Here is a 24,158-nt window from a genome sequence, read left to right on the forward strand (position 1 = left end):
CGGGCGGCGCCGGAGCGCCGCGGGCCGGTCCTTCGCCCTGGGGGACAGCGAAGGACGGCGGTGGTTAGGCGGCCTGGCTGAGCGCCGGCTGGGCGCCGCGCGTCCAACGGACGGCCGCCTCGGCGATACGAACGCCGAACAGGCGGGCGGTCTCGCGGTCGCCGGCCGGCGGGGTGATCTCGGGCGAGGCGTTGTCCGACTGGGCGGCCAGGCCGATGAACGAGCCGACGCGGTTGAGGGTGTCGGGGCCGCGTTCGGCGGCGGTCACGCCGGGAGGGGGCAGGCCCAGGTTCACCCAGTTCATGCCGTGCTGGGCGGCCAGAATGGTCAGGCTTTCCAGCGCGTGGCCCTTGTCGCCCGAGAAGCTGTGCGAATTGGTGAAGCCCGCGGCCAGCTTGTCCTTCCAGGCGCCGGTGAAGAACACCCCGGCGGTGGCGTCGGCGAACACTTTGAACACGCCCGAAACGTCGCCCATGTAGGTGGGCGCGCCGAACACCACGGCGTCGGCGTCGGCGATTTGCTCGATCAACGGCGCGAAATCCTGCGCGGCGTTCTCGATCTTCAACAGCAGCGGGGTTTGGCCGGCGTCGCGGACGCCTTCCGCGATCTTGTCGGCCAGGACGGCGGTGTGGCCGTAACCCGAGTGATAAACGATGGCGACCTTGGTCATTGTCGTGAGCCCTGAAAATGTTGCTGGTTTCGCAACTGAAACCGTGTCGATTACGTATGCATGGTCCAGCGGCTTTCCAGGGTATCAGCAACAGAAGTTGATGCAGTTATTCTGCAAGCCGATTCAGCGCCGATGGGGTCGGTTTTGGGCGAACGACGGAATATGGGGTCGGGCAAGGGGTTCAACCTTGTGACAACGTTGTCAAAATCCTATCTAGCGTGAAATCTTGCAAACCAGCATGAGCTCAAGGCGCGCCGAGCGGCGCGTCCAGACCCGTCCTGCGGCGTGCGTATCGAGAAGGCGGCGATCATGACCTCCAGCTCTGTTCCAGACAGCGCCGCGCCGGCCAAGGTCCACGCGCCCGGCCTGGTGCTGGCGGCATTGGCCCTGGGCGGGTTCGCGATCGGCACCACCGAGTTCGCCTCGATGAGCCTGCTGCCCGACTTCGCCGCCAGCCTGGGCGTCGATGCGCCGACAGCCGGCCACGCGATCAGCGCTTATGCGCTCGGCGTGGTGGTCGGCGCGCCGGTGATCGCGGTGCTGGCCGCGCGTTTGCCGCGTCGGATCATCCTGGTCGCCCTGATGGCGGTGTTCGCGGTGGGCAACCTGCTCAGCGCGCTTTCGCCGAGTTTCGGCTGGATGCTAGCCTTCCGGTTCTTCAGCGGCTTGCCGCACGGCGCCTATTTCGGGGTCGCCGCCCTGGTCGCCGCCAGCGTCTCGCCGCCCGAGCGCCGGGCCCAGTCGGTGGCCATGGTGATGATCGGCCTGACCGTGGCGACCATCGTCGGGGTGCCGATGGCCAATGTGGTCGGACAGTGGATCGGCTGGCGGTGGGGCTTCGTGATCGTCGCCGCATTGGCCGCGATGACCGCCACGGCGGTCTATGTGTTCGCGCCGCGCGCGCCGGCCGACGCCGGGGCCAGCCCGCTGCGGGAACTGGGCGCCTTGGGCCGGGGACGGGTGTGGCTGACCCTGGCCATCGGCGCGATCGGCTTTGGCGGCATGTTCTGCGTCTACACCTACCTGGCCTCGACCATGGCCGAGGTCACCCACGCCTCGCCGGCCGCCCTGCCCGTGGTGCTGGCGGTGTTCGGGGCCGGCATGACGGTTGGGACCCTGGTCTGCGCCTGGGCCGCCGACCGCGCCCAGATCCCGGCCATCGGCGGCGTGCTGCTGTGGAGCGCCGCCGCCTTGGCCCTCTATCCGATGGCGACCGGCAGCCTGTGGACCCTGGCGCCGGTGGTGTTCATGATCGGCTGCGGCGGCGGGCTGGGCGCGGTGCTGCAGACCCGGCTGATGGACGTGGCCGGCGACGCCCAGACCCTGGCCGCGGCCATGAACCATTCGGCCTTCAACTTCGCAAACGCCCTGGGCCCCTGGCTGGGCGGCCTGGCGATCGCGGCGGGCTACGGCTGGGCCTCGACGGGCTATGTCGGCGCGGCCCTGGCCCTGGGCGGTTTCGCGATCTGGATCGTGGCGGCGCTGGACGTGCGGTCGCAACGGCTGAGGCTTGCGGCGGCGGAGTAGGGGCGCGCCGGACCGAATTCACGCCTTGTCGGAGACCAGCCGCAGTGGAACCCGCGATCGGGGTGTGAGGTCCGGGGGCGTTCCGCCGATCAGGGCCAGGGCGTCCTCGTAGTCGCCCCCGAAGTTCACCCGCGTGATCTCGCCGAGCTTGTGGGCCGAGGGGGCGGGGTCCCATTTCGCGTCGGGCCCGATCTCCAGCATCCAGACGATCCCGCCTTCGATGCTGATCACCTTGCCGACCCAGCAGGCGTCGGGCTGGTCGCGTTCCTTGTGGATCGTCACCAGCGGAAACCGCTCGGCGGCCGAGGTCAGCAGCGCGGCTATGCTGGTCAGGGCCAGCGTGAGTTCGGGCCGAACCTCGCCCCGGGCGACGAGCGCGGCCTGGGTGAAATCGGTGTAGGGGTCCGGAACGAGTTCATCGACCTCGTCGACGCGGAAACATTCGAAGCCGTCGAACCACAGCCGGTCGCTGACCAGGCCGAGCAGGAAGAATTCGGTCTCGACGCCGAGGATGTAGCCGCGGACATAGGTTTCTTCGAACGGACGATAGAGTCGGATCAACCGGTCGTCGCGCAGGGCGTCGTGCAGTTGGCCGATCATGCTCTTGATCATCGCGCCCGCCCCCGGATCATGCGGGCCTTAGGCCGCGGCCTCGACCGACGCGCCGGCCAGAAGGTCCGCCACCGAGATCATCGACAGCCGTTCGGCCACGGCGGTGTCGGCGGCGATCATCGCCCCGCGCACCGCGTCGGGGATTTTCTCGCCGACCGGACAGCCCTTGACGCCCTTGGGGGCCACGCCGAGGTGGGCGCAGCCGTTCACGGCCCGCAGGACGACGTCCAGGGTGATGGTTTCCGGAGACTTGAGCAGCCACGCGCCGCCGTTGGCGCCGGCGCGCGCGCCGATCAGCCCCGCCTTGCCCAGCATGGCCGTCACGCGACGCACCACGACCGGGTTGGTCGGGACCGAGGCGGCGAGCTCGGCGCTGGCCACGGCGCGGTCGGCCGAAAAGGCGTTCTTATGCGCCAGATAGGCCAAGGCGTGCGCGGCGACGGGGAATTTCTGACTGTCGGACATTTTTCTGTGGCAGGACCCTAAGGGCGTCGCTCGTGCGTTCAACCAAAAACTATCGTTGTTATCCCGGTTCAGGTCGCGATTGAACCGGAGCAGGATTGGGTGTATCGCGCCCCGCTTGATCGATATGGGGCTCCGCACCGCGTTTTGCGAGGGCGACCCCGGAGGGATTGAATGGCTTCCGAAGCCTCTGGTGCTCCCGCGTCCGGCAGCGCCCCCCCGTGTGACGTCCCTCCGCAAGCTGGCCATGACCTGAAAGGGCACGGCTTCATTGCGCTTGCCCTCGGCGCCGTCGGCGTCGTTTTCGGCGATATCGGCACCAGTCCGCTCTACGCCATGCGTGAGGCCCTGGCCCATTCGCGCAGCACCACCGCCACTGAGCACGCCGTGCTGGGGGTGGTGTCGCTGGTGCTGTGGACCCTGACCCTGTTCGTCACGATCAAGTACGTGATCTTCTTCATGCGCGCCGACAACAAGGGCGAGGGCGRCACCCTGGCCCTGATGGCCCTGGCCCAGAAGGCCCTGGGCAAGGCCGGCGGCAAGCGCTCGACGGCGGTGTTCTTCCTGGGCGTGATCGGCGCGGCGCTGTTCTACGGCGACGGCATCATCACCCCGGCCATCTCGGTGCTGTCGGCGGTCGAGGGCATGAAGGACGCGCCGCACGTCGGCCACGCGCTGACGCCCTACATCCTGCCGATCTCGGCCGGCATCCTGGTGATGCTGTTCCTGGTCCAGGCCAAGGGCACCCATCGCATGGCCGCCCTGTTCGGGCCGGTCATGGCCGCCTGGTTCCTGATCCTGGGCGCCCTGGGCCTGTTCCACCTGGTCGACGACCTGTCGATCCTGCGCGCCTTCAATCCCTGGTACGGCGTGCGCTTCCTGCTGGAGAACGGCTTCCTGGGCTTCGTGATCCTGGGCAGCGTGTTTCTGGCGGTGACCGGCGCCGAGGCGCTGTACGCCGACATGGGCCACTTTGGGAAAAAGCCGATCCAGGCGGCCTGGCTGTACCTGGCCTTCCCCTGCCTGGCCCTGAACTATCTTGGCCAGGGCTCGCTGGTGCTGGACCACCCGGCCTCGCGGCACAATCCGTTCTGGGACATGGTTCCGACCATCGCCTACTGGCCGGTGCTGCTGATGGCCACGGCGGCCACGGTCATCGCCAGCCAGGCGGTGATCACTGGCGCCTTCTCGATGACCCAGCAGGCGGTGCAGCTCGGCCTGCTGCCGCGCCTGGACATCAAGCGCACCTCCGAGACCCAGGCCGGCCAGATCTACGTGCCGGCGGTCAACACCTTCCTGTTGATCGGCGTGTTGGTGCTGTTGGTCATGTTCCAGAGCTCGCACAAGCTGGCCAGCGCCTACGGCATCGCCGTGACCGGCGCGATGTTCGTCGACACCCTGCTGGCCTATGTGGTGCTGCGCCTGGTGTGGAAATGGAGCCTCTGGCAGACCGCCGCCCTGCTGGTGCCTCTGGCCTTGATCGACCTGGTGTTCATCGCCTCCAACGCGTTGAAGATCCCGGACGGCGCCTGGCTGCCGCTGGTGTTTGGCGCTGTGCTGGTGCTGATCATGTGGACCTGGACGCGCGGCGCCCAGATCCTCACCGACAAGACCCGCCGCGACAGCGTGCCCCTGGTCGATCTGATGGAGATCCTCCGCGCTCGCGCCCCTCACCGGGCGCCCGGCACGGCGATCTTCCTGACCTCCGACCCGGACATGACCCCGGTCGCGCTCATGCATAATCTGAAGCACAACAAGGTGCTGCACGAGCGCAACGTGGTGCTGACGGTCCGCACGGCCGAGACGCCGCGTGTCAACGACGAGGACCGCGTCCGCACCCAGGCGATCAACGCCGACTTCAAGAAGGTCGAGATCTTCTACGGCTTCATGGAAAGCCCAAACGTGCCCAAGGCCCTGGCCATCCTGCGAAAGCAGCAGGGGCTGAAGTTCGACATCATGGCCACCAGCTTCTTCCTGGGCCGTCGTTCGATCGTGCCGTCGGCCAACAGCGGCATGCCGCTGTGGCAGGACCGGATCTTCATCTTCCTGATGAAGAACGCCACCAACCCGACCGACTTCTTCAAGATCCCGCCCGGCCGCGTCGTCGAGCTGGGCGCCCAGGTCACGGTCTAGGGCGAGCGTCCAGATGAACATCTTTGGCCTCGTCGGCGACGTGCTGTGGTTGCTGGCCCTGTCCATCATGGCCGGCGCCTCACGCATGGCCTGGGGCAAGGTCAAGGACGTGCTGGTGCCGATGGTCTGGTCGCCGTCCGGCAAGACCCTGTGGCGGGCCCCGCGCGCCGTGGCCCTGGCCTCGGTTCCGGCCTTCGCCTTCCTGCTCAGCCTGTGGCTGCTGATCGAAGGCCAGCGGCCGCAGGAGACCGAGTGGTCGATCATCCTGCTGTGCGTGCGGGCCATCCTGGCGGCGGTCTTCGCGGTGGTCCACCTGACCCAGGTGCGCCGGGCCCTCAACCAGCTGGCAGAGGAAGGCCGGATCAAGCTCTGACCCCGCCCTTGTCGCGCTGCGCCGTTTCAATCGTCGCGAAACCGCGCTAAACGCCCCGCGACCTTGTGTTTCTCCGATGGAGAAACACTCTGCGACTTTGTGTTTCCTCGRAAGGACCCCCTCATGGCCGGCAAGCCCGTGAAGAAGGTCGTGCTCGCCTATTCGGGCGGTCTCGACACCTCGATCATCCTCAAGTGGCTGCAGACCGAATACGGCGCGGAGGTCATCACCTTCACCGCCGACCTGGGTCAGGGCGAGGAAATCGAGCCGGCGCGCGCCAAGGCCCTGGCGGCCGGCGTCAAGCCGGAGAACATCTTCATCGAGGACGTGCGCGAGGAGTTCGTCCGCGACTTCGTGTTCCCGATGTTCCGGGCCAACACGGTCTATGAGGGCCAGTACCTGCTGGGCACCTCGATCGCCCGCCCGCTGATCGCCAAGAAGCAGATCGAGATCGCCCGCAAGATGGGCGCCGACGCCGTCAGCCACGGCGCGACCGGCAAGGGCAACGACCAGGTCCGTTTCGAGCTCGGCTATTACGGCCTCGAGCCCGACATCACCGTGATCGCCCCCTGGCGCGAATGGGACTTCAAGTCCCGCGAGGCCCTGCTGGAGTTCGCCGAGCAGCACCAGATCCAGATCACCAAGGACAAGCGCGGCGAAGCCCCGTTCAGCGTCGACGCCAACCTGCTGCACAGCTCGTCGGAAGGTAAGGTCCTGGAGGACCCGGCGGTAGAGGCCCCCGAGTTCGTCCACATGCGCACCATCGCCCCGGAAGACGCGCCCGATAAGCCGCACGTCTTCACGATCGATTTCGAGAAGGGCGATCCCGTCGCCATCGACGGCGTCGCCATGTCGCCCGCCACCCTGCTGACCAAGCTGAACGAGCTGGGCCACGACAACGGCGTGGGTCGCCTGGACCTGGTGGAAAACCGCTTCGTCGGCATGAAGTCGCGCGGCGTCTACGAGACCCCGGGCGGCACCATCCTGCTGGCCGCCCACCGCGGCATTGAGTCGATCACCCTGGATCGCGGCGCCATGCACCTGAAGGACGAGCTGATGCCGAAGTACGCATCGCTGGTCTATAACGGCTTCTGGTTCGCCCCCGAGCGCGAGATGCTGCAAGCCGCCATCGACTACAGCCAGACCAAGGTCAGCGGCCAGGTTCGCGTGAAGCTCTACAAGGGCAACGTCTCGGTCATCGGCCGCACCAGCCCCTACAGCCTCTACGACCAGGACCTGGTCACCTTCGAGGAGGGCAAGGTCGCCTACGACCACCGCGACGCCGGCGGCTTCATCAAGCTCAACGCCCTGCGCCTGCGCGTCCTGGCCAAGCGCGACAAGCGCGACGCCTAGGGTTTGCGATCTTCCGAAACGACAAAGCCCCGCCGGTGACGGCGGGGCTTTTTTGCTTTCCCCTCCCGCAAGGGGAGAAGGAAGAAAAGGCTCAGCTCGCCGCCGTCCCCGTCGGCTGCACCAGGCTCGGCGCCAGGTTCACCCCCGTCTTGTTGTAGATCACCCAACCGATCAGCTTGAACGTGGCGTCGAGCAGTTGTTGGGCCAGGACCAGGGTCATGAACTTGGTGAACTGCAGGGTCTGGTCGAAGGCCTGCTGCTGGTTGCGCATGATCATGTCGGCCGCCTCGGGCGGGATCTGGCGGTTGGCCAGGGCCAGCCGGGTCTGCATCGTCGCCTCAGCCAGGCTGCGCAGATAGCCGGCCACCACCGACTTGTTGGCGTTCCACCACTTGGTGGACACCCCGCCCAGTTCGTCCTCCAGCGCCGAGACCAGTTGGTCCACGGTGTCGATGTTCAGGCTCGCGAAGTCGACCATCGGTTCTCGCCCCCTCAGTTCTTCATGGCGCCGACGGCCTTGGCCGCCTGGTCGCAGCTGACCATCATGGCCGTGGTCGCGCCGGTCGCGGGAACGACGCCATAGGTCTTGTGCAGCGCCGCCAGGCCCGAGACCTGGGCGCTGCAGCCCTTGATGAACCCGACCGTCTGGTCGCGCGCATACTCGGCCCGCTTGCCGGCCACCGGCGCCGAGGCGGCGCGCACGGCGACCACGGCCAGGGCGCCCTGGATGGTGGCGTAGGTGTCGACCGCGCCGGGGTAGGTGGCCTTGTCCTGGTAGAGACCCATCTCGGCCTGGGCCGCCAGCTTGGCCACGCTTTCGTAGGCGCTGGTGGTCTTCTCATCCAGGGTCGCGTCATAGGGCGGGGCGAACAGCGCGCACGCGCTCAGGAGCAGCGCCAGGCCGACGATGCTCGCGGTGCGGATGCCATGGACGATGTTCATGTCGCGTCTCCCCCAAGGCCAACCATGAGCTGTAACCGCGCCGGGCTCAAGCGGCCTTCGTCACTTGAGATCTCCAGGCCGATAAGTCCGCTCGACGTGGCCGGTCAGCTGGTCGGAATAGAAATAGACCGTCCGCAGATCGCCCTTGGCGTAGCGCGCCGCCTGGTCGGCGAAGTGCCGGGAGGCCGGATCTCCGCTCTCACCGCCGGCCGACACGGCCAGGGCCTTCACCCTGGGTCCGAACTCGACCACGGCCACGAAGCTGTTGCCGCTGGTCCCGTAGTACCGCTTCGTGCCCGGATAGCGCTTGGCCCCGAACGAGGCCAGCGAGCCCCATTGGCCCGAGGCGAACGGCACGGGGATCGACGGCTTCCTGTCGTCGAAGGTCTGGACGATGGCGCCGTCGTTGCGCTGGAAGCGGTTGATCTGGCCCCAGGGCGTGCGCCAGTCGCCGAAGTCGGCCGCCAGGCGGTCCGAAGCCCCGGCCAGGGCCGCCAGCTTCTGGGCCGGGGTCGTGGTCTCCGCCATATACTTGTAGACCGACACGCCCTGGATCTTGGCCGCCGCCGCCGACTTGGCCCACAGGGCCTCGCCCCAGAACACCGCCAGCGAGGTCTCGATCGAGCCCTCCGACCATGTCAGGTCCCAGGTCTTCAGCGCCGCCATCTGGGAGGCGAGCCGCGCCTTGACCGGATCGCCGTCGGGCGTCTCGTCATAGGCCTTCGACAAGGCCGGGATCAGGTCGGCGAAGGCGGTCAGGTAGGGATCGTAGGCGGCCGCGATCAGGGTCGAAGGGGTGAAGTCCTTGCGGGCGCTCAACACTCGCGTCGCGTGGACCCCGCGCGGCGTCTCGCCGACGCTGTCCATGTAGCGCGGGAAGTCGGCCTGTTTCGGGCTGTAGGGACCGGCCGCCGAATAGGGCCAGTTGTTGGTGTTCATCAGCCAGCCGTTGGGCGGATTCTTCAGATGCGGCGCCTCGTCCAGCGCGTGCAGGCCCTTCCAGTCCGTGGCCGGGTCGGCCCCATCGACCGGCTTGGTGTAGTCGAAGCGGTCGTCTCGCTTCGGGATGAATTGCGGGTGCAGATAGGCGACCTCGCCCTTGTCGTCGGCGAACAGGGTGTTGTTGGACGAGTTGGCCTTCAGCTCGGCCACCTTCAGGAAGCCGGCGTAGTCGGTCGCCTTGGTGCGCAGGAACGACTGCTCCAGCGCCTCGACCGGCTTGTACATCATCGCGAAGGCCACCCACTTGCCGTCCGCCGCGCGGACGATGGGGCCGTGGTGGGTGCGGTAGACGGTGAAAGTCTTGCGGGCCAGGGTCCCGTCGGTCGCCCTGTAGGGGACCTCGACGGTCGAGGTCGTCACGGGCCGCTCTTCGGTCCCGTACCTGTAGAACAGCTTGCCGTCCTTGCGGAGAACCGTCTCGGCGAACTCGTCGACCACGTCGACCGTGCTGGAGGTGTGCATCCAGCCGGCATGGGCGTTGAAGCCCTGATAGACGAAGAACTGCCCCCAGGTGGCCGCGCCATAGGCGTTCAGCCCCGCGTCGCTGGTCATCTGCAGCTCTGAGCGGAAGAAGAACGAGGTGTGCGGGTTGATCAGCAGCAGGGCATGGCCGTCCTGGGTGTTGGACGGGGCGATCGCGAAACCGTTGGAGCCGGTCGGCTCGCGGAATTCCACGGCTTGCGCGAACTCGCGAGCCTTCACCTGCGCCGAGGCCTGCAGTTGCGGCTTGCCGTAGAAGGCCTCCAACTCGCCCAGCGAGATCCGCTCGACGTCGCCGCCGATGCTGCCCTCGGTGAAGCTCAGCGCCATCCACGGCTCGAAGCGGGTGATGACCTTCGGCTTGGTCCCGGGGTGGGTCGCCAGATAGAAGTTTAGCCCGTCGGCCCAGGCGTCCATCAGGGCCTTCAGCCAGGCGGGGCTGCTGGCGTAGCGGGCCTGGAGGTCGGCCGGATCGACGAACAGCCTCATCCGCAGGYCCTGCCAGACCGCCTTCTCGCCCTCAGCCTCGGCCGTGCGGCCCAGGGCGGTCAGGTAGTTGGCTTCCACCCGATTGAAGTCGTCCTCGGCCTGGGCGTAGACCATCCCGAACACCGCGTCGGCGTCGCTCTTGCCGTGGACGTGGGCGATGCCCCAGTCATCGCGGACGATCTGGACGCGGGCGGCCGTCGCGCGCTGGCGGGCGAGGTCGGCGGCGGGCGTTGCCGCGATGGCCGGAGCCGAAAGCGCCGCGCAGGCGGCCGACAGCAGAAGCAGATTTCCGATACGCAAAGTACACGCCCTCCCGATCCAGGACGCGGACCGTCGGGCGCCGCCCGCGCCTTGTCCAGACCCGTGCGGGCGCCGGACGCCATCAAGCTTGTCGCGCGCGAAAAGCGGGCGTGGCGGCGGTCAACGGATGTCGGAGAGGTCCTTGGTGGAGCCGAGGGGAATCGAACCCCTGACCTCCTCATTGCGAACGAGGCGCTCTACCATCTGAGCTACGGCCCCAAGGAAGCGCGGAGATACGTTGGGGCGGCGGCGTCGTCAAGCGCCCGGTTGACCCTTCCGGCGGCCTTTGCTTGCCAGGACGGTCGAGGCGCGGCAAGAAGCGGTGCACTCGGACGGGAAGCCCATGGTCGCCATCATCAACTTCGTCTTCTTCATCGCCGGCGCTCTGCTGAGCCTGCTGTGGTGGGCGATCATCATCTCGGCCGTGCTGAGCTGGCTGGTGGCTTTCGACATCATCAACCTGCGCAACCCCTATCTCCGCCAGATCGCCGAATTCCTGGATCGGGTGACCGATCCGGTCCTGCGGCCGTTCCGCCGCATCATTCCGCCGCTGGGCGGCGTCGACATCAGCCCGATCATCGTGCTGCTGATCATCACCGGCGTACGGGCCTATCTGCTGCCGGCTCTGCACGGCGCCCTGGTGGGCTTGGTCAGCGGCGGCAGCTACTACTGAACCCATGTCGTCCAGGATCCGCCTGGCCGTCCGCCTCACCCCGCGCGGCGGGCGCGAGGCGATCGACGGCTGGGCGGTCGACGGCGACGGTCGGCCCTATCTTAAGGTGCGCGTCGCCGCCCCGCCGGTCGAGGGCGCGGCCAACGCCGCGCTGCTGGCCCTGCTGGCCAACACCCTGGGCGTTCCCAAATCATCCCTGTCCATCGCCTCCGGGGCCGGCGCCCGTCTTAAGCTGATCGACCTCGGCGACTGCGACCCGTTGTCGCTGGCGCGGGCCCTGGGCCCGCCGCCGGGAGCCTTGAAGTGATACGTCCAGGCAAGGCGTGATCACAAATCTCACGCCGCCGCCGTCCGCGACCTCAAAATGCCCGTCCTAACCCGCGACAAGGGCAGGTTTGGTCCGTGGTCCAACGAAAGGACCGCGAACGAATCAGGTTCTTTCACCCCCTCTTAGCGACAATGTTCCATGCTATGGGCTCTTCAACGCGCGGCGGGGGCCGCGCGACACGGGGGGCTGTGTGGGCGAGGTACGACATCAGTCGGGAGAGATGAGGGCGGCGCTCGCGCGTCGCGGCAATCTCTATCTGCGTGTCGTCGCCACCGTGATGATCGCTCTGATGCTGCAGGTCTTCATCGGCATGCGCTGGACCTGGGTCTGGGCGGGCGTCTATTCGGCCGCGCAGTTGCTGGAGCTGGTGCTGATCCGAGCGCTGCTGCGGCGGCCCGATCCATCGCCGGCCCGCATCCTGCGGCTGGCCGTGGCGGCCATGCCGGTGGTCACCTCGACGATCTTCGGCTTCCTGGCCCTGCCGCTGTTCGCCTCGCACGAACGGTTCGCCCCGACCCTGGGCGGCCTGTTGCTGGCCGGGGCCCTGCTCAACGTCATCGTCGTCAATTCCAGCCTGAGGTCGGCGACGATCTCGGCCGCGATCCCGCACGTGATCTATCTGCTGATCGTGCCGTTCGTCGCCCGGGCCGCCAATCCGGGCGCGCGCCTGGCCGACGCCCTGTGRCTGGGCGTGGTGCTGCTGATCGTCTCGGTGTTCGTGGCCGCCCGCACCCTGGAGCGGGCGTTACGGGCCGAGGCCGCCGCCAAGGAGGAGGCCGAGCTCCGCCGCCACGAGGCCGAGGAGGCCGTCGCCGCCAAGTCGGCCTTCGTCGCCATGATCAGCCACGAGCTGCGCACGCCGATCAGCGCCATCCTGGCCGGGGCCGCGCGCCTGCACAGCGACGTGCCCGAAGCCTCCTCCAAGCTCCACGCTCAACTGATCGGCGACGCCGGGGCGATGATGCGCACCCTGCTCAACGACCTGCTGGACCTCTCGCGCCTGGACGCCGGACGAATGGCGGTCGAACAGGCCCCGTTCGACCTGCGCCAGGCCATGGCCGACACCTTGCGTCTGTGGCGGCCGGACGCCACCAAGAAGGGTCTTCGCCTGCGGGTCGAGGGCGCGGCGCATCTGCCGCGATGGGTGGCGGGCGATTCCATGCGGCTGCGCCAGGTGCTCAACAACCTGCTGTCCAACGCCATCAAGTTCACCGAGCGCGGCGCCGTCACCGTGCGTCTGTCGGCGCGCGAGGTCGACGACCACCTGGTGTTCGAGGCGATCGTCGCCGACACCGGGCGTGGCCTGACCGAGGCGCAGCTGGCGCGGCTGTTCACGCCGTTCGACCAACTGGCGTCCAACGTGGCGCGTGAGCACGGCGGCTCGGGCCTGGGCCTGGTGATCAGCCGCGAGCTGACCCGGCTGATGGGCGGCGACCTGACGGTGGCCAGCAAGCCCGGCAAGGGCGCGCGCTTCCGTCTCGAGGTGCGGGTCGAGGCCGCCGAGGCGCCGGACGCCCGTGCCGGCGGGGCGATCATCGAGGGCGCGCGGGTGCTGGTGGTCGACGACCACATGGTCAATCGCCGCGCCATCGAGCTGGTCCTGCAGTCGTTCGGCATCCAGCCCACCCTGGCCGAGTCCGGCGAGCGGGCCTTGGAGCTGCTGCATTCCGAGGTGTTCGACGTGATGCTGATGGACGTCTACATGCCCGGCATGGACGGCCGCGACGCCACCCGCCAGTTGCGGGCGGCCGACGGTCCCAATCGCGACATCCCGGTGATCGCGGTCACCGCCTCGGCCACCGCCAAGGACTGGGAGGCCTGCCGCGCGGCCGGCATGAACGCCCACGTCGCCAAGCCGATCGACCCCAGCCAACTGCACGCGGCGCTGAGCGAAGTGCTGCCGGCGGGCGCGGCTTCGAGGGTGGCGGCTTAGTTCACGCGAAGACTTGCCCCCTACGGGCCGCTTCGCGGCCGCCCCATAGGGGGAAGAGCCATGCCGCCGCCGTCGCGGGCGAAGGCTCCGCCCCCTATGGGGGCGGACAGACCGCGGAGCGGTCAGGTGGGGGCAAGTGGGCCGTTTCGCTGAGCAGGATTGATAGCCTCTCCCGCAACGCCCCCTGATCCCTCATCTGACACTCCCACACCGTCTCCACCCGCCAGCCGGCGGCGGTCAGGTCGGCCACGTTCCGCGCATCACGCGCCGTGTTCCGCGCCACCTTGGCCAGCCAGTACTCCCGGTTGGCCTTGGGCACGCGCGAGCCGCGCGCGCAGTCGTGGCCGTGCCAGAAGCAGCCGTGGACGAAGATCGCCAGGCGCCGGCCCGGCATCGCCACGTCAGGCGAGCCGGGCAGGTCCTTGCGGTGCAGGCGGTAGCGCGCGCCCAGCCCGGTCAGCAGGCGGCGCAGCAGCAGCTCGGGCTTGGTGTCCCGGCTCTTGATCCGGGCCATCACGGCCGAGCGCTTGGCGGGGTCGAAGACGTCGCTCATGACGCTCTAACGTCCCCGCCTCTGTGCTGGATCAGAGGCCTTCGAAAAGGGCAGTCGACAGGTAGCGTTCGGCGAAGCTGGGGATGATCGCCACGATCAGCTTGCCGGCATATTCGTCGCGCAGGGCCAGGTCAAAGGCCGCCGTCAGGGCCGCGCCCGAGCTGATGCCGACCGGCAGGCCCTCGGTCGAGGCCGCCTTGCGGGCCATGGCGAAGCTGTCGTCATTCGACACCTGGATGACCTCGTCGATCACCCCGCGGTCGAGAATGCCCGGAACGAAGCCGGCGCCGATGCCCTGGATCTTGTGCGGGCCGGGCGCGCCGCCCGACAGCACGGCCGAGGCCTCGGGCTCGACCGCGACCATCTTCACCGACGGCTTGCGGGCCTTCAGCACCTGGCCGACGCCCGAGATGGTGCCGCCGGTGCCGACGCCCGAGACCACGGCGTCCACGGCGCCGGCCGTGTCGTTCCAGATCTCTTCCGCCGTCGAGACGCGGTGAATCAGCGGGTTGGCGGTGTTTTCGAACTGCTGGGGCATCACCGCGCCGGGGGTGGCGTCGATGATCTCCTGGGCGCGGGCGACGGCGCCGCGCATGCCCTTCTCGGCCGGGGTCAGCTCCAGCTTGGCGCCCAGCAGCAGCAGCATCTTGCGGCGCTCGATCGACATGCTCTCGGGCATGACCAGGGTCAGCTTGTAGCCCTTGGCGGCGGCCACGAAGGCCAGGGCGATGCCGGTGTTGCCGCTGGTCGGCTCGACGATCGTCCCGCCCGGCTTCAGCAGGCCCTTGGCCTCCAGATATTCCACCATCGCCACGCCGATGCGGTCCTTGACCGAGGCCAGCGGATTGAAGAACTCCAGCTTGGCCACGACCGTGCCCTTGGGCTTGAGCTCGGCGGTCAGGTTGGGCAGGCGGACCAGCGGCGTGTCGCCGACCGTGTCCAGGATCGAGTCGAAGATCTTGCCGCGCCCGGCGCGCTTGAACCGCGCGGCGTCGTAGATCGAGGAGGCGTCGTCCATGGGAAGTCTCGCTTGGTGTGATGGGCGGCCGTAAGGGCTTAATCCACCTTAGGCCGTGGGATTTGGCGTGTCAGCGGGTCATTCGGCGGCGAGCGGCGCAGATTTCCTGAGGGTCAGCGGAGTCAGGAGCCGTTCGGCCAGCCAGCGCACGACGGGAGCGGCCACGCCGTCGCCGATCACGTGCAGGCCGGCGGTCGCGCTCTTGGGCAGGCGATAGGCGTCGGGCAGGCCCATCAGCCGCGCGCCCTCGCGGGGACTGAGCAGGCGCGAGCGGACCCGGCCCTTGTCGATGACCAGCAGGGTCTGGCGCGAGGAGCCGCCGCGCGGCGTGCGCAGGCAGCCGGCCAGGCCGTCGAAGCGCACCTCGGCCCGCTGCTGGCCGCCGCGCATCCGGCGGAACACCGCGCCGACCGCGCGCTCGCCGCTCTGGACGCGCGCCTCGACGGCGGCGCGGTGCGACGGCGCCATCAGGTTCAGCAGGGCGGCGGTGGCGTCGTCGGGTCGCCAGGCGACTTGGTCGTCGGGTTCGAGCAAGGCGGGCAGGTCGGTGTTGCGGACCGGCGGCGCGTCCAGGCCCCACCAGGTCCAGGCGGTCTGCAGGTCGGCGGGCAGGCGCGCGTGGGCTTCGCGCACCGCGCGGGTCTGGAACGGACTGGGGCCGACCAGGCCTTCGACCGGCAGGCGGGTGGCGACCACGAACACCCGGGGCCGCGACTGCGGCGTGAAGCGGGCGGCGTCGATCTCCAGAGCGCCGAAGCGGTAGCCTTGGCCAGCCAGGGCCCGGCACAGGGCCGTGAAGTCAGCGCCGCCGTGCGACGTGAGCAGGCCGACCACGTTCTCGACCACGACGGTGTCAGGTCCACGGCCCTCGGCGCTGAGCGCCTCCATCAGGTTCCAGAACCCGAAGAAGGCCGAGGATCGGCCGCCCTGCAGGCCCGCCCGGGCCCCGGCCAGGCTGAAGTCCTGGCAGGGGCTGGACGCCCAGGCCAGATCCGCTCGGCCCGGGAGGTCGGCGGAGGTGATTTTCCAGACGTCGCCTTCGTGGAAGTGACCCTCGCCGTTCTTGAAGCCGGCGTCGGCGTGGTTGTCGCGATAGGTCGCGGCCTTGACCGGGTCGAAGTCGTTGGCGAAGGCGCAGGTCCAGGCCTCGCCCAGGCCCAGGCGCGCCATGCCGCCGCCGGCGAAGAACTCGTAGAAGGAAGGAGAGGCGTTCCGATTCATCGCGAGCGAGTCTAGCGTGAGCCGCCCCGCCGAGGATAGCGCCGCCATGCTTCGTTCCGCCGCCGCTCTTTGCCTGCTCCTGGTTCTCGCGGCCTGCGGGGAAGCGCCGATGGGCGCGTCCGAAGGCGCCTCGACCGCCCCGGCCGACGCCCCGGCCTCGGCCCCGCCTGGACCGGACTTCTCCGGCGATTTTCAGTTGGTGGGGACCGAGCCCTTCTGGGGCGGGCGGATCCAGGCCGACGGCCTGACCCTGTCGCGGGCCGGCCAGCCGGACGTCAGCGCGGCCAACACCGGCGTTCGCGTCGAGGGCGACGTCGGCGCGTGGGGCGTGGGCGGACTGGTGTTCAAGCTGAAGCCCGAGCCGTGCTCGGACGGCATGTCGGACCGGCGATACGACTACCGCGCCGAGGTGACGATCAACGGCGATGTGCTGAAAGGCTGCGCCTCGGCGCCGGCGGACCTGCAGGCCCAGCCCAGGCCCTAGTTGCCGACGTCCATCAGCTCGTAGTGGCCCTGCGCGTCGAGGCTCTGGTGCACGGCGCCGGGGACGGGCAGCAACAGGCCGATCGAGACGGCGGCGACGGTGGCGAGGGCGAAGAGGGCCTTGATGGTGGAGGCCATGACGGTGGGTCCTGGGTGGTCGATTGGCAACAAAGATGGTTGCGGTTCGGCGAGGTTCAAGAGGCCGCACGAAATTCATCGATCACCGTTCGCCGTGCTCGCGGAATCGGACATGAAAAACGCCGCCGGGCGCGAACCCAGCGGCGTCTGTCGATCCGTCGGAGACAGGCGCATGCGCCTGTCTCCAGCCGTTGCTTAGCCTCAGAAGATCTCGAACAGGCCCGCCGCGCCCATGCCGCCGCCGATGCACATGGTCACCACGCCCAGCTTGGCCTTGCGGCGCTTGCCTTCCAGCAGCAGGTGGCCGGCGCAGCGGGCGCCGGTCATGCCGAACGGGTGGCCGATGGCGATCGAGCCGCCGTTGACGTTGTACTTCTCCGGGTCGATGCCCAGGCGGTCGCGGCTGTAGAGGCACTGCGACGCGAAGGCCTCGTTCAGCTCCCACAGGTCGATGTCATCGACCTTCAGGCCGTGGCGCTCCAGCAGGCGCGGCACGGCGAACACGGGGCCGATGCCCATCTCGTCGGGCTCGCAGCCGGCGATAGCGAAGCCCTTGAACAGGCCCAGCGGCTCGAGGTTGCGGCGGGCGGCCTCCTTGGCGTCCATGATCACCACGGCGGCGGCGCCGTCCGACAGCTGGCTGGCGTTGCCGGCGGTGACGAAGTTGCCCGGACCCTTGACCGGCTCCAGCTTGGCCAGGCCCTCGAGGGTGGTCTCCGGACGATTGCACTCGTCCTTGGTGACCACGTAGTCGACCAGGCTCTCTTCCTTGGTCTCCTTGTTGACCACCTTCATCTTGGTGTTCATCGGCACGATCTCGTTGTCGAACAGGCCGGCGGCCTGAGCGGCGGCGATCCGCTGCTGGCTGCGCAGCGAGTACTCGTCCTGATATTCGCGGCTGATGTTGTAGCGCTTGGCCACGATGTCGGCGGTGTCGATCATCGCCATCCACAGGGCCGGCTTCTCGCGCATCAGCTTGTCTTCGGTGATGTGGAAGCGGTTCATGTGGCCGCCGCCCTGGACCAGCGAGATCGACTCCACGCCGCCCCCGATGGCGACCGGGGCGCCGTCGTTGCGGATGTAGTTGGCGGCGGTGGCGATGGCCTGCAGGCCCGAGGAGCAGAAGCGGTTGACGGTCTGGCCCGAGGTGGTGACGGGCAGGCCGGCCCAGATGGCGGCGTTGCGGGCGACGTTCATGCCGGTGGCGCCTTCGGGACCGCCGCAACCCAGGACGACATCTTCCACTTCCGGGCCTTCCAGGCCCGCTCGGCTGACGGCGTGCTGGATGGCGTGGCCGGCCATGGCCGCGCCGTGAGTGTTGTTGAATCCGCCGCGGTTGGACTTGGCCAGGCCGGTCCGAGCGTAAGAGACGATGACCGCTTCGCGCATGGGCGCACTCCCCTTTAAACGTTAGTTTGAATTGGCGGCCACCCTAGACCGGGATTTCCGTCCGCGAAAGGTCACGCGAACGTAAAGCGGATCGCACCCGTGCGGCCTTAGAACGGGTCAGGAAAAGCCCTAGAGCTTGACCATTACGCAGCGTCACGCTGAAGCAGACTCGGCATATTGTTGCCCGTAATCCACTCGTCTTGGGAAAGATCGTTGCGCCGACCTCGCGGTCTGGTTTGGCGTTGACTTTCTACCGCTCCGGCAAGAACGCTCAGGTTGTGGCCCATAACTATAATCTAATGGCCACTAGAAAAATAAGCGGGAGGAATTCATGCACCCTGTCATCCATCGTCGGCACATGCTGCTGGCCGCGACCTCGCTGGCGGTCTCGATCGCCCTGCCTTCAGTCATTTGGCCGTCGCTCGCTGTCGCCCAGCAGTCGAACACCGTCGAGGAGTTGATCGTCACCGCCACCAAGCGCGACGCGACCATCCTGGACGTGCCGTTCTCGATCAACGCCCAGACCCAAGCCGACATCCAGAAGTCCGGCGCGGTGACCCTCGAGGACCTGTCGCGCAACGTCGCCGGTCTGACGATCCAGAATCTGGGTCCGGGACAGAGTCAGGTCGCCGTGCGGGGCGTCTCGGCCGGCCAGGTGGTCCGCGACCAGCCGGGCGTGAAGGAGCAGGTCGGGGTCTATCTCGACGAGTCGGTGATCTCGCTGTCGCTGTTCACCCCCGACGTCGACCTGTTCGACCTGAACCGGGTCGAGACCCTGCGTGGCCCGCAAGGCACGCTGTTCGGCTCCGGCTCGGTCGGCGGCACCATCCGCTACATCACCAACCAGCCCAAGCTGGGCGCCCATGAAGGCGTGGTCGAGGCCAACGTCAACGTCCTGCAGGGCGGCGACGTCGGCGGCTACATCAAGGGCGCGGTCAATCTGCCGCTGTCGGACAAGGCCGCTCTGCGGGTGGTCGGTTACGACACGCAATATGCCGGCTTCGTCGACGCCCTGGGCGAGGGCGGAACGCGCAAGAACAACGTCAACGACGGCTATCGTCGCGGCGGCCGCGTGGCGCTGCTGTTCCAGCCGACCGAGACCATCAGCATCACCCCGCGCCTGGTCTACCAGGAGATCCACGCCGGCGGGTTCAATCGCCAGGAGGTGTTCAACCTGTTCGCCAACCCGTTCACCACCACGCGCCCGGCCATCACGATGGGCAAGCGCGAGCAGTACCTGCTGCTGGACGAGAGCTTCGGCGACAAGACCTTCCTGGGCGACCTGACCGCCTCGTTCGGCTTCGGCGGCGTCGAGCTGACCTCGGTCACCAGCTATATCGACCGCAAGATCGACGTGAACCGCGACGCCAGCGCCCTGACCGGCAGTGTCTCGGTGGACCTGGGCTTCCCGGCGGCGGCGGTCACCCTGCCGTCCAAGCTGGTCGACACCACCGACCTGGAGCAGTTCACCCAGGAAGTGCGGCTGAGTTCGGACAACGACAGCGCGTTCCAGTGGCTGGTCGGCGCGTTCTATTCGAAGGTCGACCGGGTCTATAACCAGCGGCTGCCGACACCGGGCTACGACGCCTATACCGACGCCGCCCTGGGGGCGGGCACCTCGGCGGCCGTGGCCAACGGCTTCGGGGCCAATTCTCCCTATAACGCCTCGCTGCCTTACGACATCAAGCAGAAGGCGGTGTTCGGCGAGGCCAGCTACGAGATCAACAAGCTGACCATCACGGCCGGCGGCCGTTACTACGACTTCGAGGAAGAGCGCCGGTTCACCTCGGGCGGCCTGTTCGCCAACGGCGACGACCAGACCGACAAGACTTCGTCCGACGGTTTCACCCCCCGCCTGCTGGTGAGCTACAAGGCCAATCCCGACCTGACCTTCAACGCCCAGGCCTCCAAGGGCTTCCGGCTGGGCGGGGTCAACGACCCGCTGAACCTGCCGCTGTGCTCGCCGCAGGACGAAGCCATCTTCGGCGGCTACCAGAGCTATGACGACGAGACGCTGTGGAACTACGAGACCGGGATCAAGTCGCGGTTCGGCCGCGTCAGCTTCAACGGGGCGGCGTTCTACACCGACATCAAGAACCTGCAGACCACCCTGGACGCCGGCTCGTGCTCGTCGCGCGTGGTGTTCAACGTGCCCAAGGCCCACACCATGGGTCTCGAGGGCGAACTGACGGCTCGCCTGGCCGACGGCTTCGACATCGGCGTCTCGGGCAGCGTGCTGCAGGCCGAGTTCGACACCACCGTCAAGGACGGCACGGGGGCGATCATCGGCGGCATCCGCGAAGGCAACCGCCTGCCCTCGGTGCCCAAGTTCCAGATCTCGCTCAACGCCACCTACACCCGGACCCTGACGGCGACCATGGACGGCTACATCACCGCCTCGTTCCAGCACGTGGGCAGCCGCTACACCCAGGCCAGCGACCAAGAGGACGATCCGCGTTCGTTCGTCTCGGGCCTGCCGTTCGGCGGGGCCTCGGGCGCCAACGCCACGGTCGTGGACCTGAAGCTGCCCGACTATGACCTGATCAACCTCAGCGCCGGGCTGCAGATGGACAACGGCCTGGACCTCATCGCCTACGTCAACAACATCACCGACGAGAACACCCTGCTGTCGTTCGACCGCGAGCGCGGCGGCCGGGCCCGGCTGGGCTACACGATCGGCCAGCCTCGCACCGCGGGGGTGACGATCCGCAAGTCGTTCTAGGCGGCAGCCGGGGACACGCCCTGGCGGTAGGCCAAGTCGCCGGCGGCGGCGCTGTGCAGGATCTCCAGCGTCGTCTCGCCGCCGGCCGCGAAGCTTCGGGCGCCCCGGGCGTTGACGGCGGTCACGTGGCCGGCGCCCTGCTCGCGCCCGCCGTTCGGCGGAAAAAAGGTGGCGGGATTGGCCTGGGTCGCGATCTCGCCCAGAGGTCCGGCGTCGCCGTTCACATAGGCCTGGGCGACCCGGCGGCGCTGGTCGAGGAAGGCGGTGAAGTCGTCCTGGTCGCTCATGAAGGTCTCCTGAGTTGTCGCGCTCAACAACGTCCGAGATCGGCAAAGCGAACCGTCTCCCTCCAGGAGAGGCTCTTTACTTCGGCAGCACCGTCAGGCCGTCGGGCAGTTCGTTGACGTCGCCGGGGCGGGGCGGGACGTGTGCGGACAGGATGGCGCCGGCGCGGGCGATGGCGGCCACGAAGCCGTCGGCGATCCTGCCGCTCTTCAGGCCGGCCACCATGTCGGACACCACCTCGTTCCAGACCGCCTTGGGTGCGGCGGCGTGGATGCCCTCGTCGGCGATCACCTCGACGCGGTGCTCGGCCAGGGCGGCGAAGATCAGCACGCCGGTGCGGCCGCTGGTCAGGTGCATGCCCTGGGCCAGGAAATGGGTCGTGGCCGCCCGCTTGACCCGCGCGGCCTTCAACGGACCCGGCGTGACCAGGCGCCGGATCGGCGGGATCGAGACCACCAGGGCGGTGACGATGAACACCAGGGCCTGCAAGGTGATGTAGTTGGAGATCGCCGTGCGAACCGCCAGGTCGGCCACGGCGCCGTGGGCGGCCTGCCACTCGGCCAGCGGCCAGCCCGGGAAGGGCTGTTCCAGGCGCAGGCCCAGGAACAGGGCGATCGGCGGCAGCTGCAAGGCGGCCGCCGCGCCCCAGGCCAGGGCGTCCTCACGGTCGCCGCCGACCTCGGGGGCCAGCACGCAGTGAATCTCGCCGGCGGTGGTCTTCTCGGCCTGGGCCACGGCCTGGGCGATGCGGTTCTGGTCGGCTTGCGACAGCGTCTTCATGTCCGATCCCCCTACCAGCTGCCCGAAGAGCCGCCGCCGCCGAACGAGCCGCCGCCGCCGGAGAAGCCTCCCCCGCCGCCGCCGCTTCCGCCGCCGCCCCAGCCTCCGCCTCCGCCGCGGCCGCCGCTCAGCATGCCGTTCAGGATGATCCAGGGCAGGGCCGAGCCCAGCCCGCCGCCGCCCCGCCGGCCGCGACGGCCGAAGATCTGGCTGAGCACGATGATGACGATGAACAGGATCAGTAGGGCCAGGATCGGCGAAGGGCCGGAGTCGTGCTCGGCCTGCTCAGAGGCGGTGAACGCCTCCGCCGCCTTGGCCTTGGCCTCCTCGTCGGGCAGGGCCAGCTGCTGGATGATCGCGTCGGTCCCGGCCGTGACGCCGCCCTCCAGGTCGCCGGCCTTGAACTTGGGCAGGACGGCGGTCTGGATGATCACGCTGGACAGCGCGTCGGTCAGGATCGGCTCCAGGCCGTAGCCGACCTCGATGCGCACCTTGCGTTCGGTCGGGGCGACGATCAGGAGGGCGCCGGTGTTGGTCCCCTTCTGGCCGATGCCCCACGTGCGGCCCAGCTGGTAGCCGTAGTCCTCGATCTCATGATCTTGCAGGCTGGGAATGGTGGCCACCACCAGCTGGCGGCCGGTGGTCTTTTCCAGGTTCTCCAGCTTGGTCGTCAGCTCGGCCTCGACCTGCGGCGACAGGATGTTGGCGTTGTCCACCACCCGTCCGGTCAGGGCCGGGAAGGTGGGGCTGGCGGCCAGCGCGGGGGTCACGAACGCCAGCACCAGGGCCATCAATAGTCCGCTCATCCCGACGAACGTCGGGATCCAAGCCGATCGTCGGGATGAGCGGATGCAGAACACGCTAGTTCGCCGGGCCGGGCTGGGTGTTGGCCGCGGGGGCCGGTGGGGCGCTGAAGTCGATGCTGGGCGCCGACTGGGCGTTGGCCGTGGCTTGGAACAGCTGGGCCGGCTTCTGGCTGCCGTACAGGGTCTTGGCCCAGATCACGCTCGGGAAGGTCCGCAGGGTCGTGTTGTAGATCTGGGCGGTGTTGTTGTAGTCGCGCCGGGCGATCGAGATGCGGTTCTCGGTGCCTTCCAGCTGGCTCTGCAGGGCTAGGAAGTTCTGGTTCGACTTCAGGTCCGGATAGCTTTCCTGGATCATCATCAGCCGGCCCAGCACGCCTGACAGCTTGTCCTGGGCGGCGGAATATTCAGCGAATTTGGCCGGGTCGGTGATGGTCGAGGCGTCGACCTTGACCTGGGTGGCGCTGGCGCGGGCCTGGGTGACCTCGACCAGGACGCCCTTCTCCTGGGCCGCGTAGCCCTTCACCGTCGCCACCAGGTTGGGGATCAGGTCGGCGCGGCGCTGATACTGGTTCTGCACCTCGGCCCAGGCGGTCTTGGTCGCCTCGTCCTGAGTGGGGATGGTGTTGATCCCGCAGCCGGCCAGCAGGATCGCGGCGGCAATGACGGGGGCGAGACGGGTGAGGGTTCTGAGCATCCGCATGAAGTCCCTTCGGGCCTGATTGGATCCGGGGCGTAACGCCGTATGTCGTTCTTGGTGGTCGTCCGACGCACACTAAGGGCGAGCTTCGCGTCGATGCAAACGCGATGACGACCTGCGCGTGCATTCTCTCGCAATACGCGCATTTGTCATCCCGGAAACGGTAAAGGCGTGGTCGCGCCTCTAGAGATCGGCGAACGCCGCCTTGCGCGGGCCCATGTAGCCGAACAGCCAGGCGGCCACCTTGCGCATCTGGATCTCCTCGCTGCCCTCGGTGATCCGGTAGCGGCGGTGGTGGCGATAGATGTGCTCGAACGGCTTGTGGCGCGAATAGCCCAGACCGCCGTGGATCTGCATGGCCCGGTCGGCGGCCTCGCAGACCAGGCGGTTGGACCAGTAGTTGCACATCGAGACCTTGTCGGAGAGCCGCTTCTCGACCTCCGGCTTGGTCATCTGGTCCATCTCCCAGGCGGTCTTGCGGATCAGCAGGCGCAGCATCTCGGCCTGGGTCGACAGCTCGACGATCGGGAACTGGATGGCCTGGTTCTCGGCCAGGGCCTTGCCGAACGGCTTGCGCGTGCGCGCGTACTTGATGCTCTCTTCTATGCAGAAGGTCGCGGCCCCCAGGCTGGAGGCCGCCTGGCGGATCCGGTTCTCGTGCACGAAGTGCTGGGCCAGGGCCAAGCCGCCGTCCTCGGGGCCGAACATCGCCTCGTCCGGAACCCACACCCGCGTGAAGCTGACCCGGGGATGGTCGGTCGGCATGTTGAAGGTCCAGAGATACTCCTC

The 24,158-nt window shown here is 68.2% G+C and carries 25 protein-coding genes and 1 tRNA gene; 9 read left to right on the plus strand and 17 right to left on the minus strand.

What is annotated here, in order from left to right:
• Nucleotides 1-64 precede the first annotated feature (64 nt).
• The gene (locus AC1DZ6_RS02865) at nucleotides 65-670 is read right to left on the minus strand and encodes a flavodoxin family protein (RefSeq protein ID WP_477095685.1); all 606 of its coding nucleotides are present in this window, start codon (nucleotides 668-670) and stop codon (nucleotides 65-67) included.
• Nucleotides 671-979: 309 nt separating this feature from the next.
• Between AC1DZ6_RS02865 and AC1DZ6_RS02870 the strand changes: the two genes are divergently transcribed.
• On the plus strand, nucleotides 980-2,197 hold the full coding sequence (locus tag AC1DZ6_RS02870; RefSeq protein WP_477095686.1) for an MFS transporter: 1,218 nt from the start codon (nucleotides 980-982) through the stop codon (nucleotides 2,195-2,197).
• Nucleotides 2,198-2,215: 18 nt separating this feature from the next.
• Here the strand turns inward: AC1DZ6_RS02870 and AC1DZ6_RS02875 are convergent, their stop codons facing one another.
• Both AC1DZ6_RS02875 and AC1DZ6_RS02880 read right to left on the minus strand, forming a co-directional pair.
• Nucleotides 2,216-2,809 (minus strand): hypothetical protein, encoded by a 594-nt coding sequence (locus tag AC1DZ6_RS02875; protein ID WP_477095687.1) that lies wholly within the window; start codon nucleotides 2,807-2,809, stop codon nucleotides 2,216-2,218.
• 27 nt (nucleotides 2,810-2,836) lie between these two features.
• Complete coding sequence (locus AC1DZ6_RS02880; RefSeq protein ID WP_477095688.1) at nucleotides 2,837-3,274, minus strand: Rrf2 family transcriptional regulator; 438 nt, start codon at nucleotides 3,272-3,274, stop codon at nucleotides 2,837-2,839.
• 171 nt (nucleotides 3,275-3,445) lie between these two features.
• On the opposite strand from AC1DZ6_RS02880, the gene AC1DZ6_RS02885 reads away from it, so the two are divergent.
• The 3 genes from AC1DZ6_RS02885 to AC1DZ6_RS02895 all read left to right on the plus strand — a co-directional run bounded on the left by AC1DZ6_RS02885 (nucleotide 3,446) and on the right by AC1DZ6_RS02895 (nucleotide 7,130).
• Nucleotides 3,446-5,404, plus strand: a complete 1,959-nt coding sequence (locus AC1DZ6_RS02885; RefSeq protein ID WP_477095689.1) for a potassium transporter Kup — start codon at nucleotides 3,446-3,448, stop codon at nucleotides 5,402-5,404.
• 13 nt (nucleotides 5,405-5,417) lie between these two features.
• On the plus strand, nucleotides 5,418-5,777 hold the full coding sequence (locus AC1DZ6_RS02890; RefSeq protein ID WP_477095690.1) for a hypothetical protein: 360 nt from the start codon (nucleotides 5,418-5,420) through the stop codon (nucleotides 5,775-5,777).
• A 123-nt stretch (nucleotides 5,778-5,900) separates the two neighbouring features.
• Nucleotides 5,901-7,130, plus strand: a complete 1,230-nt coding sequence (locus AC1DZ6_RS02895) for an argininosuccinate synthase (protein ID WP_477095691.1) — start codon at nucleotides 5,901-5,903, stop codon at nucleotides 7,128-7,130.
• A 91-nt stretch (nucleotides 7,131-7,221) separates the two neighbouring features.
• Here AC1DZ6_RS02895 and AC1DZ6_RS02900 read toward each other — a convergent pair whose 3' ends face one another.
• The 4 genes from AC1DZ6_RS02900 to AC1DZ6_RS02915 form a co-directional block, all read right to left on the minus strand.
• A complete protein-coding gene (locus AC1DZ6_RS02900; protein WP_477095692.1) occupies nucleotides 7,222-7,608 on the minus strand; it encodes a hypothetical protein in 387 nt (128 codons plus the stop codon).
• A 14-nt stretch (nucleotides 7,609-7,622) separates the two neighbouring features.
• Nucleotides 7,623-8,072 (minus strand): hypothetical protein, encoded by a 450-nt coding sequence (locus AC1DZ6_RS02905; RefSeq protein ID WP_477095693.1) that lies wholly within the window; start codon nucleotides 8,070-8,072, stop codon nucleotides 7,623-7,625.
• Nucleotides 8,073-8,132: 60 nt separating this feature from the next.
• Nucleotides 8,133-10,343, minus strand: coding sequence for a penicillin acylase family protein (locus AC1DZ6_RS02910; RefSeq protein ID WP_477095694.1), 2,211 nt, complete (start codon nucleotides 10,341-10,343; stop codon nucleotides 8,133-8,135).
• A gap of 143 nt (nucleotides 10,344-10,486) precedes the next feature.
• Nucleotides 10,487-10,562, minus strand: a tRNA-Ala gene (locus AC1DZ6_RS02915).
• A 124-nt stretch (nucleotides 10,563-10,686) separates the two neighbouring features.
• Between AC1DZ6_RS02915 and AC1DZ6_RS02920 the strand changes: the two genes are divergently transcribed.
• From AC1DZ6_RS02920 to AC1DZ6_RS02930, 3 genes are all read left to right on the plus strand, one after another.
• The gene (locus tag AC1DZ6_RS02920; RefSeq protein ID WP_477095695.1) at nucleotides 10,687-11,016 is read left to right on the plus strand and encodes a YggT family protein; all 330 of its coding nucleotides are present in this window, start codon (nucleotides 10,687-10,689) and stop codon (nucleotides 11,014-11,016) included.
• A 4-nt stretch (nucleotides 11,017-11,020) separates the two neighbouring features.
• Nucleotides 11,021-11,323: a DUF167 family protein gene (locus AC1DZ6_RS02925; protein ID WP_477095696.1), complete on the plus strand. Its 303-nt coding sequence runs from the start codon at nucleotides 11,021-11,023 to the stop codon at nucleotides 11,321-11,323.
• A 241-nt stretch (nucleotides 11,324-11,564) separates the two neighbouring features.
• Nucleotides 11,565-13,277, plus strand: coding sequence for an ATP-binding protein (locus tag AC1DZ6_RS02930; RefSeq protein WP_477095697.1), 1,713 nt, complete (start codon nucleotides 11,565-11,567; stop codon nucleotides 13,275-13,277).
• A 94-nt stretch (nucleotides 13,278-13,371) separates the two neighbouring features.
• Here AC1DZ6_RS02930 and AC1DZ6_RS02935 read toward each other — a convergent pair whose 3' ends face one another.
• The 3 genes from AC1DZ6_RS02935 to AC1DZ6_RS02945 all read right to left on the minus strand — a co-directional run bounded on the left by AC1DZ6_RS02935 (nucleotide 13,372) and on the right by AC1DZ6_RS02945 (nucleotide 16,069).
• Nucleotides 13,372-13,830 carry a very short patch repair endonuclease gene (locus AC1DZ6_RS02935; RefSeq protein ID WP_477095698.1) on the minus strand — a complete coding sequence of 153 codons (459 nt, stop codon included), beginning with the start codon at nucleotides 13,828-13,830 and terminating at the stop codon, nucleotides 13,372-13,374.
• A gap of 31 nt (nucleotides 13,831-13,861) precedes the next feature.
• Nucleotides 13,862-14,848: a cysteine synthase A gene (gene cysK / locus AC1DZ6_RS02940; RefSeq protein ID WP_477095699.1), complete on the minus strand. Its 987-nt coding sequence runs from the start codon at nucleotides 14,846-14,848 to the stop codon at nucleotides 13,862-13,864.
• A gap of 78 nt (nucleotides 14,849-14,926) precedes the next feature.
• Entirely contained in the window at nucleotides 14,927-16,069 is a 1,143-nt protein-coding gene (locus AC1DZ6_RS02945; RefSeq protein WP_477095700.1) for a DNA cytosine methyltransferase, read from the minus strand.
• A 46-nt stretch (nucleotides 16,070-16,115) separates the two neighbouring features.
• Here AC1DZ6_RS02945 and AC1DZ6_RS02950 point away from each other — a divergent pair, with 46 nt between their 5' ends.
• A complete protein-coding gene (locus AC1DZ6_RS02950; RefSeq protein ID WP_477095701.1) occupies nucleotides 16,116-16,553 on the plus strand; it encodes a hypothetical protein in 438 nt (145 codons plus the stop codon).
• Here the strand turns inward: AC1DZ6_RS02950 and AC1DZ6_RS02955 are convergent.
• Nucleotides 16,550-16,690: a hypothetical protein gene (locus AC1DZ6_RS02955; RefSeq protein WP_477095702.1), complete on the minus strand. Its 141-nt coding sequence runs from the start codon at nucleotides 16,688-16,690 to the stop codon at nucleotides 16,550-16,552. The genes AC1DZ6_RS02950 and AC1DZ6_RS02955 overlap by 4 nt on opposite strands.
• Nucleotides 16,691-16,891: 201 nt before the next feature.
• A complete protein-coding gene (locus AC1DZ6_RS02960; protein ID WP_477095703.1) occupies nucleotides 16,892-18,079 on the minus strand; it encodes an acetyl-CoA C-acyltransferase in 1,188 nt (395 codons plus the stop codon).
• Nucleotides 18,080-18,437: 358 nt separating this feature from the next.
• Between AC1DZ6_RS02960 and AC1DZ6_RS02965 the strand changes: the two genes are divergently transcribed.
• A complete protein-coding gene (locus AC1DZ6_RS02965; protein WP_477095709.1) occupies nucleotides 18,438-20,801 on the plus strand; it encodes a TonB-dependent receptor in 2,364 nt (787 codons plus the stop codon).
• On the opposite strand, the gene AC1DZ6_RS02970 is transcribed toward AC1DZ6_RS02965, so the two are convergent.
• The 5 genes from AC1DZ6_RS02970 to AC1DZ6_RS02990 all read right to left on the minus strand — a co-directional run.
• Nucleotides 20,798-21,088: a hypothetical protein gene (locus tag AC1DZ6_RS02970; RefSeq protein ID WP_477095704.1), complete on the minus strand. Its 291-nt coding sequence runs from the start codon at nucleotides 21,086-21,088 to the stop codon at nucleotides 20,798-20,800. The two genes, AC1DZ6_RS02965 and AC1DZ6_RS02970, sit on opposite strands and share 4 nt — an antisense overlap.
• Before the next feature lie 76 nt (nucleotides 21,089-21,164).
• Entirely contained in the window at nucleotides 21,165-21,866 is a 702-nt protein-coding gene (locus tag AC1DZ6_RS02975; protein ID WP_477095705.1) for a TPM domain-containing protein, read from the minus strand.
• Nucleotides 21,867-21,877: 11 nt separating this feature from the next.
• On the minus strand, nucleotides 21,878-22,672 hold the full coding sequence (locus AC1DZ6_RS02980) for a TPM domain-containing protein (RefSeq protein WP_477095706.1): 795 nt from the start codon (nucleotides 22,670-22,672) through the stop codon (nucleotides 21,878-21,880).
• Nucleotides 22,673-22,727: 55 nt separating this feature from the next.
• The gene (locus AC1DZ6_RS02985; RefSeq protein WP_477095707.1) at nucleotides 22,728-23,372 is read right to left on the minus strand and encodes a LemA family protein; all 645 of its coding nucleotides are present in this window, start codon (nucleotides 23,370-23,372) and stop codon (nucleotides 22,728-22,730) included.
• Between the two features lie 180 nt (nucleotides 23,373-23,552).
• The coding region (locus tag AC1DZ6_RS02990; RefSeq protein ID WP_477095708.1) for an acyl-CoA dehydrogenase at nucleotides 23,553-24,158 on the minus strand (606 nt) is incomplete at its 5' end.

Source organism: Caulobacter sp. P1_B12_2 (assembly GCF_056406675.1).

Excerpts from the sequence above, each read along its gene's own strand:
- AC1DZ6_RS02865 (WP_477095685.1), bottom strand. The coding sequence starts at position 670 with ATGACCAAGGTCGCCATCGTTTATCACTCGGGTTACGGCCACACCGCC.
- AC1DZ6_RS02870 (WP_477095686.1), top strand. The coding sequence starts at position 980 with ATGACCTCCAGCTCTGTTCCAGACAGCGCCGCGCCGGCCAAGGTCCAC.
- AC1DZ6_RS02875 (WP_477095687.1), bottom strand. The coding sequence starts at position 2,809 with ATGATCAAGAGCATGATCGGCCAACTGCACGACGCCCTGCGCGACGAC.
- AC1DZ6_RS02880 (WP_477095688.1), bottom strand. The coding sequence starts at position 3,274 with ATGTCCGACAGTCAGAAATTCCCCGTCGCCGCGCACGCCTTGGCCTAT.
- AC1DZ6_RS02890 (WP_477095690.1), top strand. The coding sequence starts at position 5,418 with ATGAACATCTTTGGCCTCGTCGGCGACGTGCTGTGGTTGCTGGCCCTG.
- AC1DZ6_RS02895 (WP_477095691.1), top strand. The coding sequence starts at position 5,901 with ATGGCCGGCAAGCCCGTGAAGAAGGTCGTGCTCGCCTATTCGGGCGGT.
- AC1DZ6_RS02900 (WP_477095692.1), bottom strand. The coding sequence starts at position 7,608 with ATGGTCGACTTCGCGAGCCTGAACATCGACACCGTGGACCAACTGGTC.
- AC1DZ6_RS02905 (WP_477095693.1), bottom strand. The coding sequence starts at position 8,072 with ATGAACATCGTCCATGGCATCCGCACCGCGAGCATCGTCGGCCTGGCG.
- AC1DZ6_RS02920 (WP_477095695.1), top strand. The coding sequence starts at position 10,687 with ATGGTCGCCATCATCAACTTCGTCTTCTTCATCGCCGGCGCTCTGCTG.
- AC1DZ6_RS02925 (WP_477095696.1), top strand. The coding sequence starts at position 11,021 with ATGTCGTCCAGGATCCGCCTGGCCGTCCGCCTCACCCCGCGCGGCGGG.
- AC1DZ6_RS02935 (WP_477095698.1), bottom strand. The coding sequence starts at position 13,830 with ATGAGCGACGTCTTCGACCCCGCCAAGCGCTCGGCCGTGATGGCCCGG.
- cysK (WP_477095699.1), bottom strand. The coding sequence starts at position 14,848 with ATGGACGACGCCTCCTCGATCTACGACGCCGCGCGGTTCAAGCGCGCC.
- AC1DZ6_RS02945 (WP_477095700.1), bottom strand. The coding sequence starts at position 16,069 with ATGAATCGGAACGCCTCTCCTTCCTTCTACGAGTTCTTCGCCGGCGGC.
- AC1DZ6_RS02950 (WP_477095701.1), top strand. The coding sequence starts at position 16,116 with ATGCTTCGTTCCGCCGCCGCTCTTTGCCTGCTCCTGGTTCTCGCGGCC.
- AC1DZ6_RS02955 (WP_477095702.1), bottom strand. The coding sequence starts at position 16,690 with ATGGCCTCCACCATCAAGGCCCTCTTCGCCCTCGCCACCGTCGCCGCC.
- AC1DZ6_RS02960 (WP_477095703.1), bottom strand. The coding sequence starts at position 18,079 with ATGCGCGAAGCGGTCATCGTCTCTTACGCTCGGACCGGCCTGGCCAAG.
- AC1DZ6_RS02965 (WP_477095709.1), top strand. The coding sequence starts at position 18,438 with ATGCTGCTGGCCGCGACCTCGCTGGCGGTCTCGATCGCCCTGCCTTCA.
- AC1DZ6_RS02970 (WP_477095704.1), bottom strand. The coding sequence starts at position 21,088 with ATGAGCGACCAGGACGACTTCACCGCCTTCCTCGACCAGCGCCGCCGG.
- AC1DZ6_RS02975 (WP_477095705.1), bottom strand. The coding sequence starts at position 21,866 with ATGAAGACGCTGTCGCAAGCCGACCAGAACCGCATCGCCCAGGCCGTG.
- AC1DZ6_RS02980 (WP_477095706.1), bottom strand. The coding sequence starts at position 22,672 with ATGAGCGGACTATTGATGGCCCTGGTGCTGGCGTTCGTGACCCCCGCG.
- AC1DZ6_RS02985 (WP_477095707.1), bottom strand. The coding sequence starts at position 23,372 with ATGCGGATGCTCAGAACCCTCACCCGTCTCGCCCCCGTCATTGCCGCC.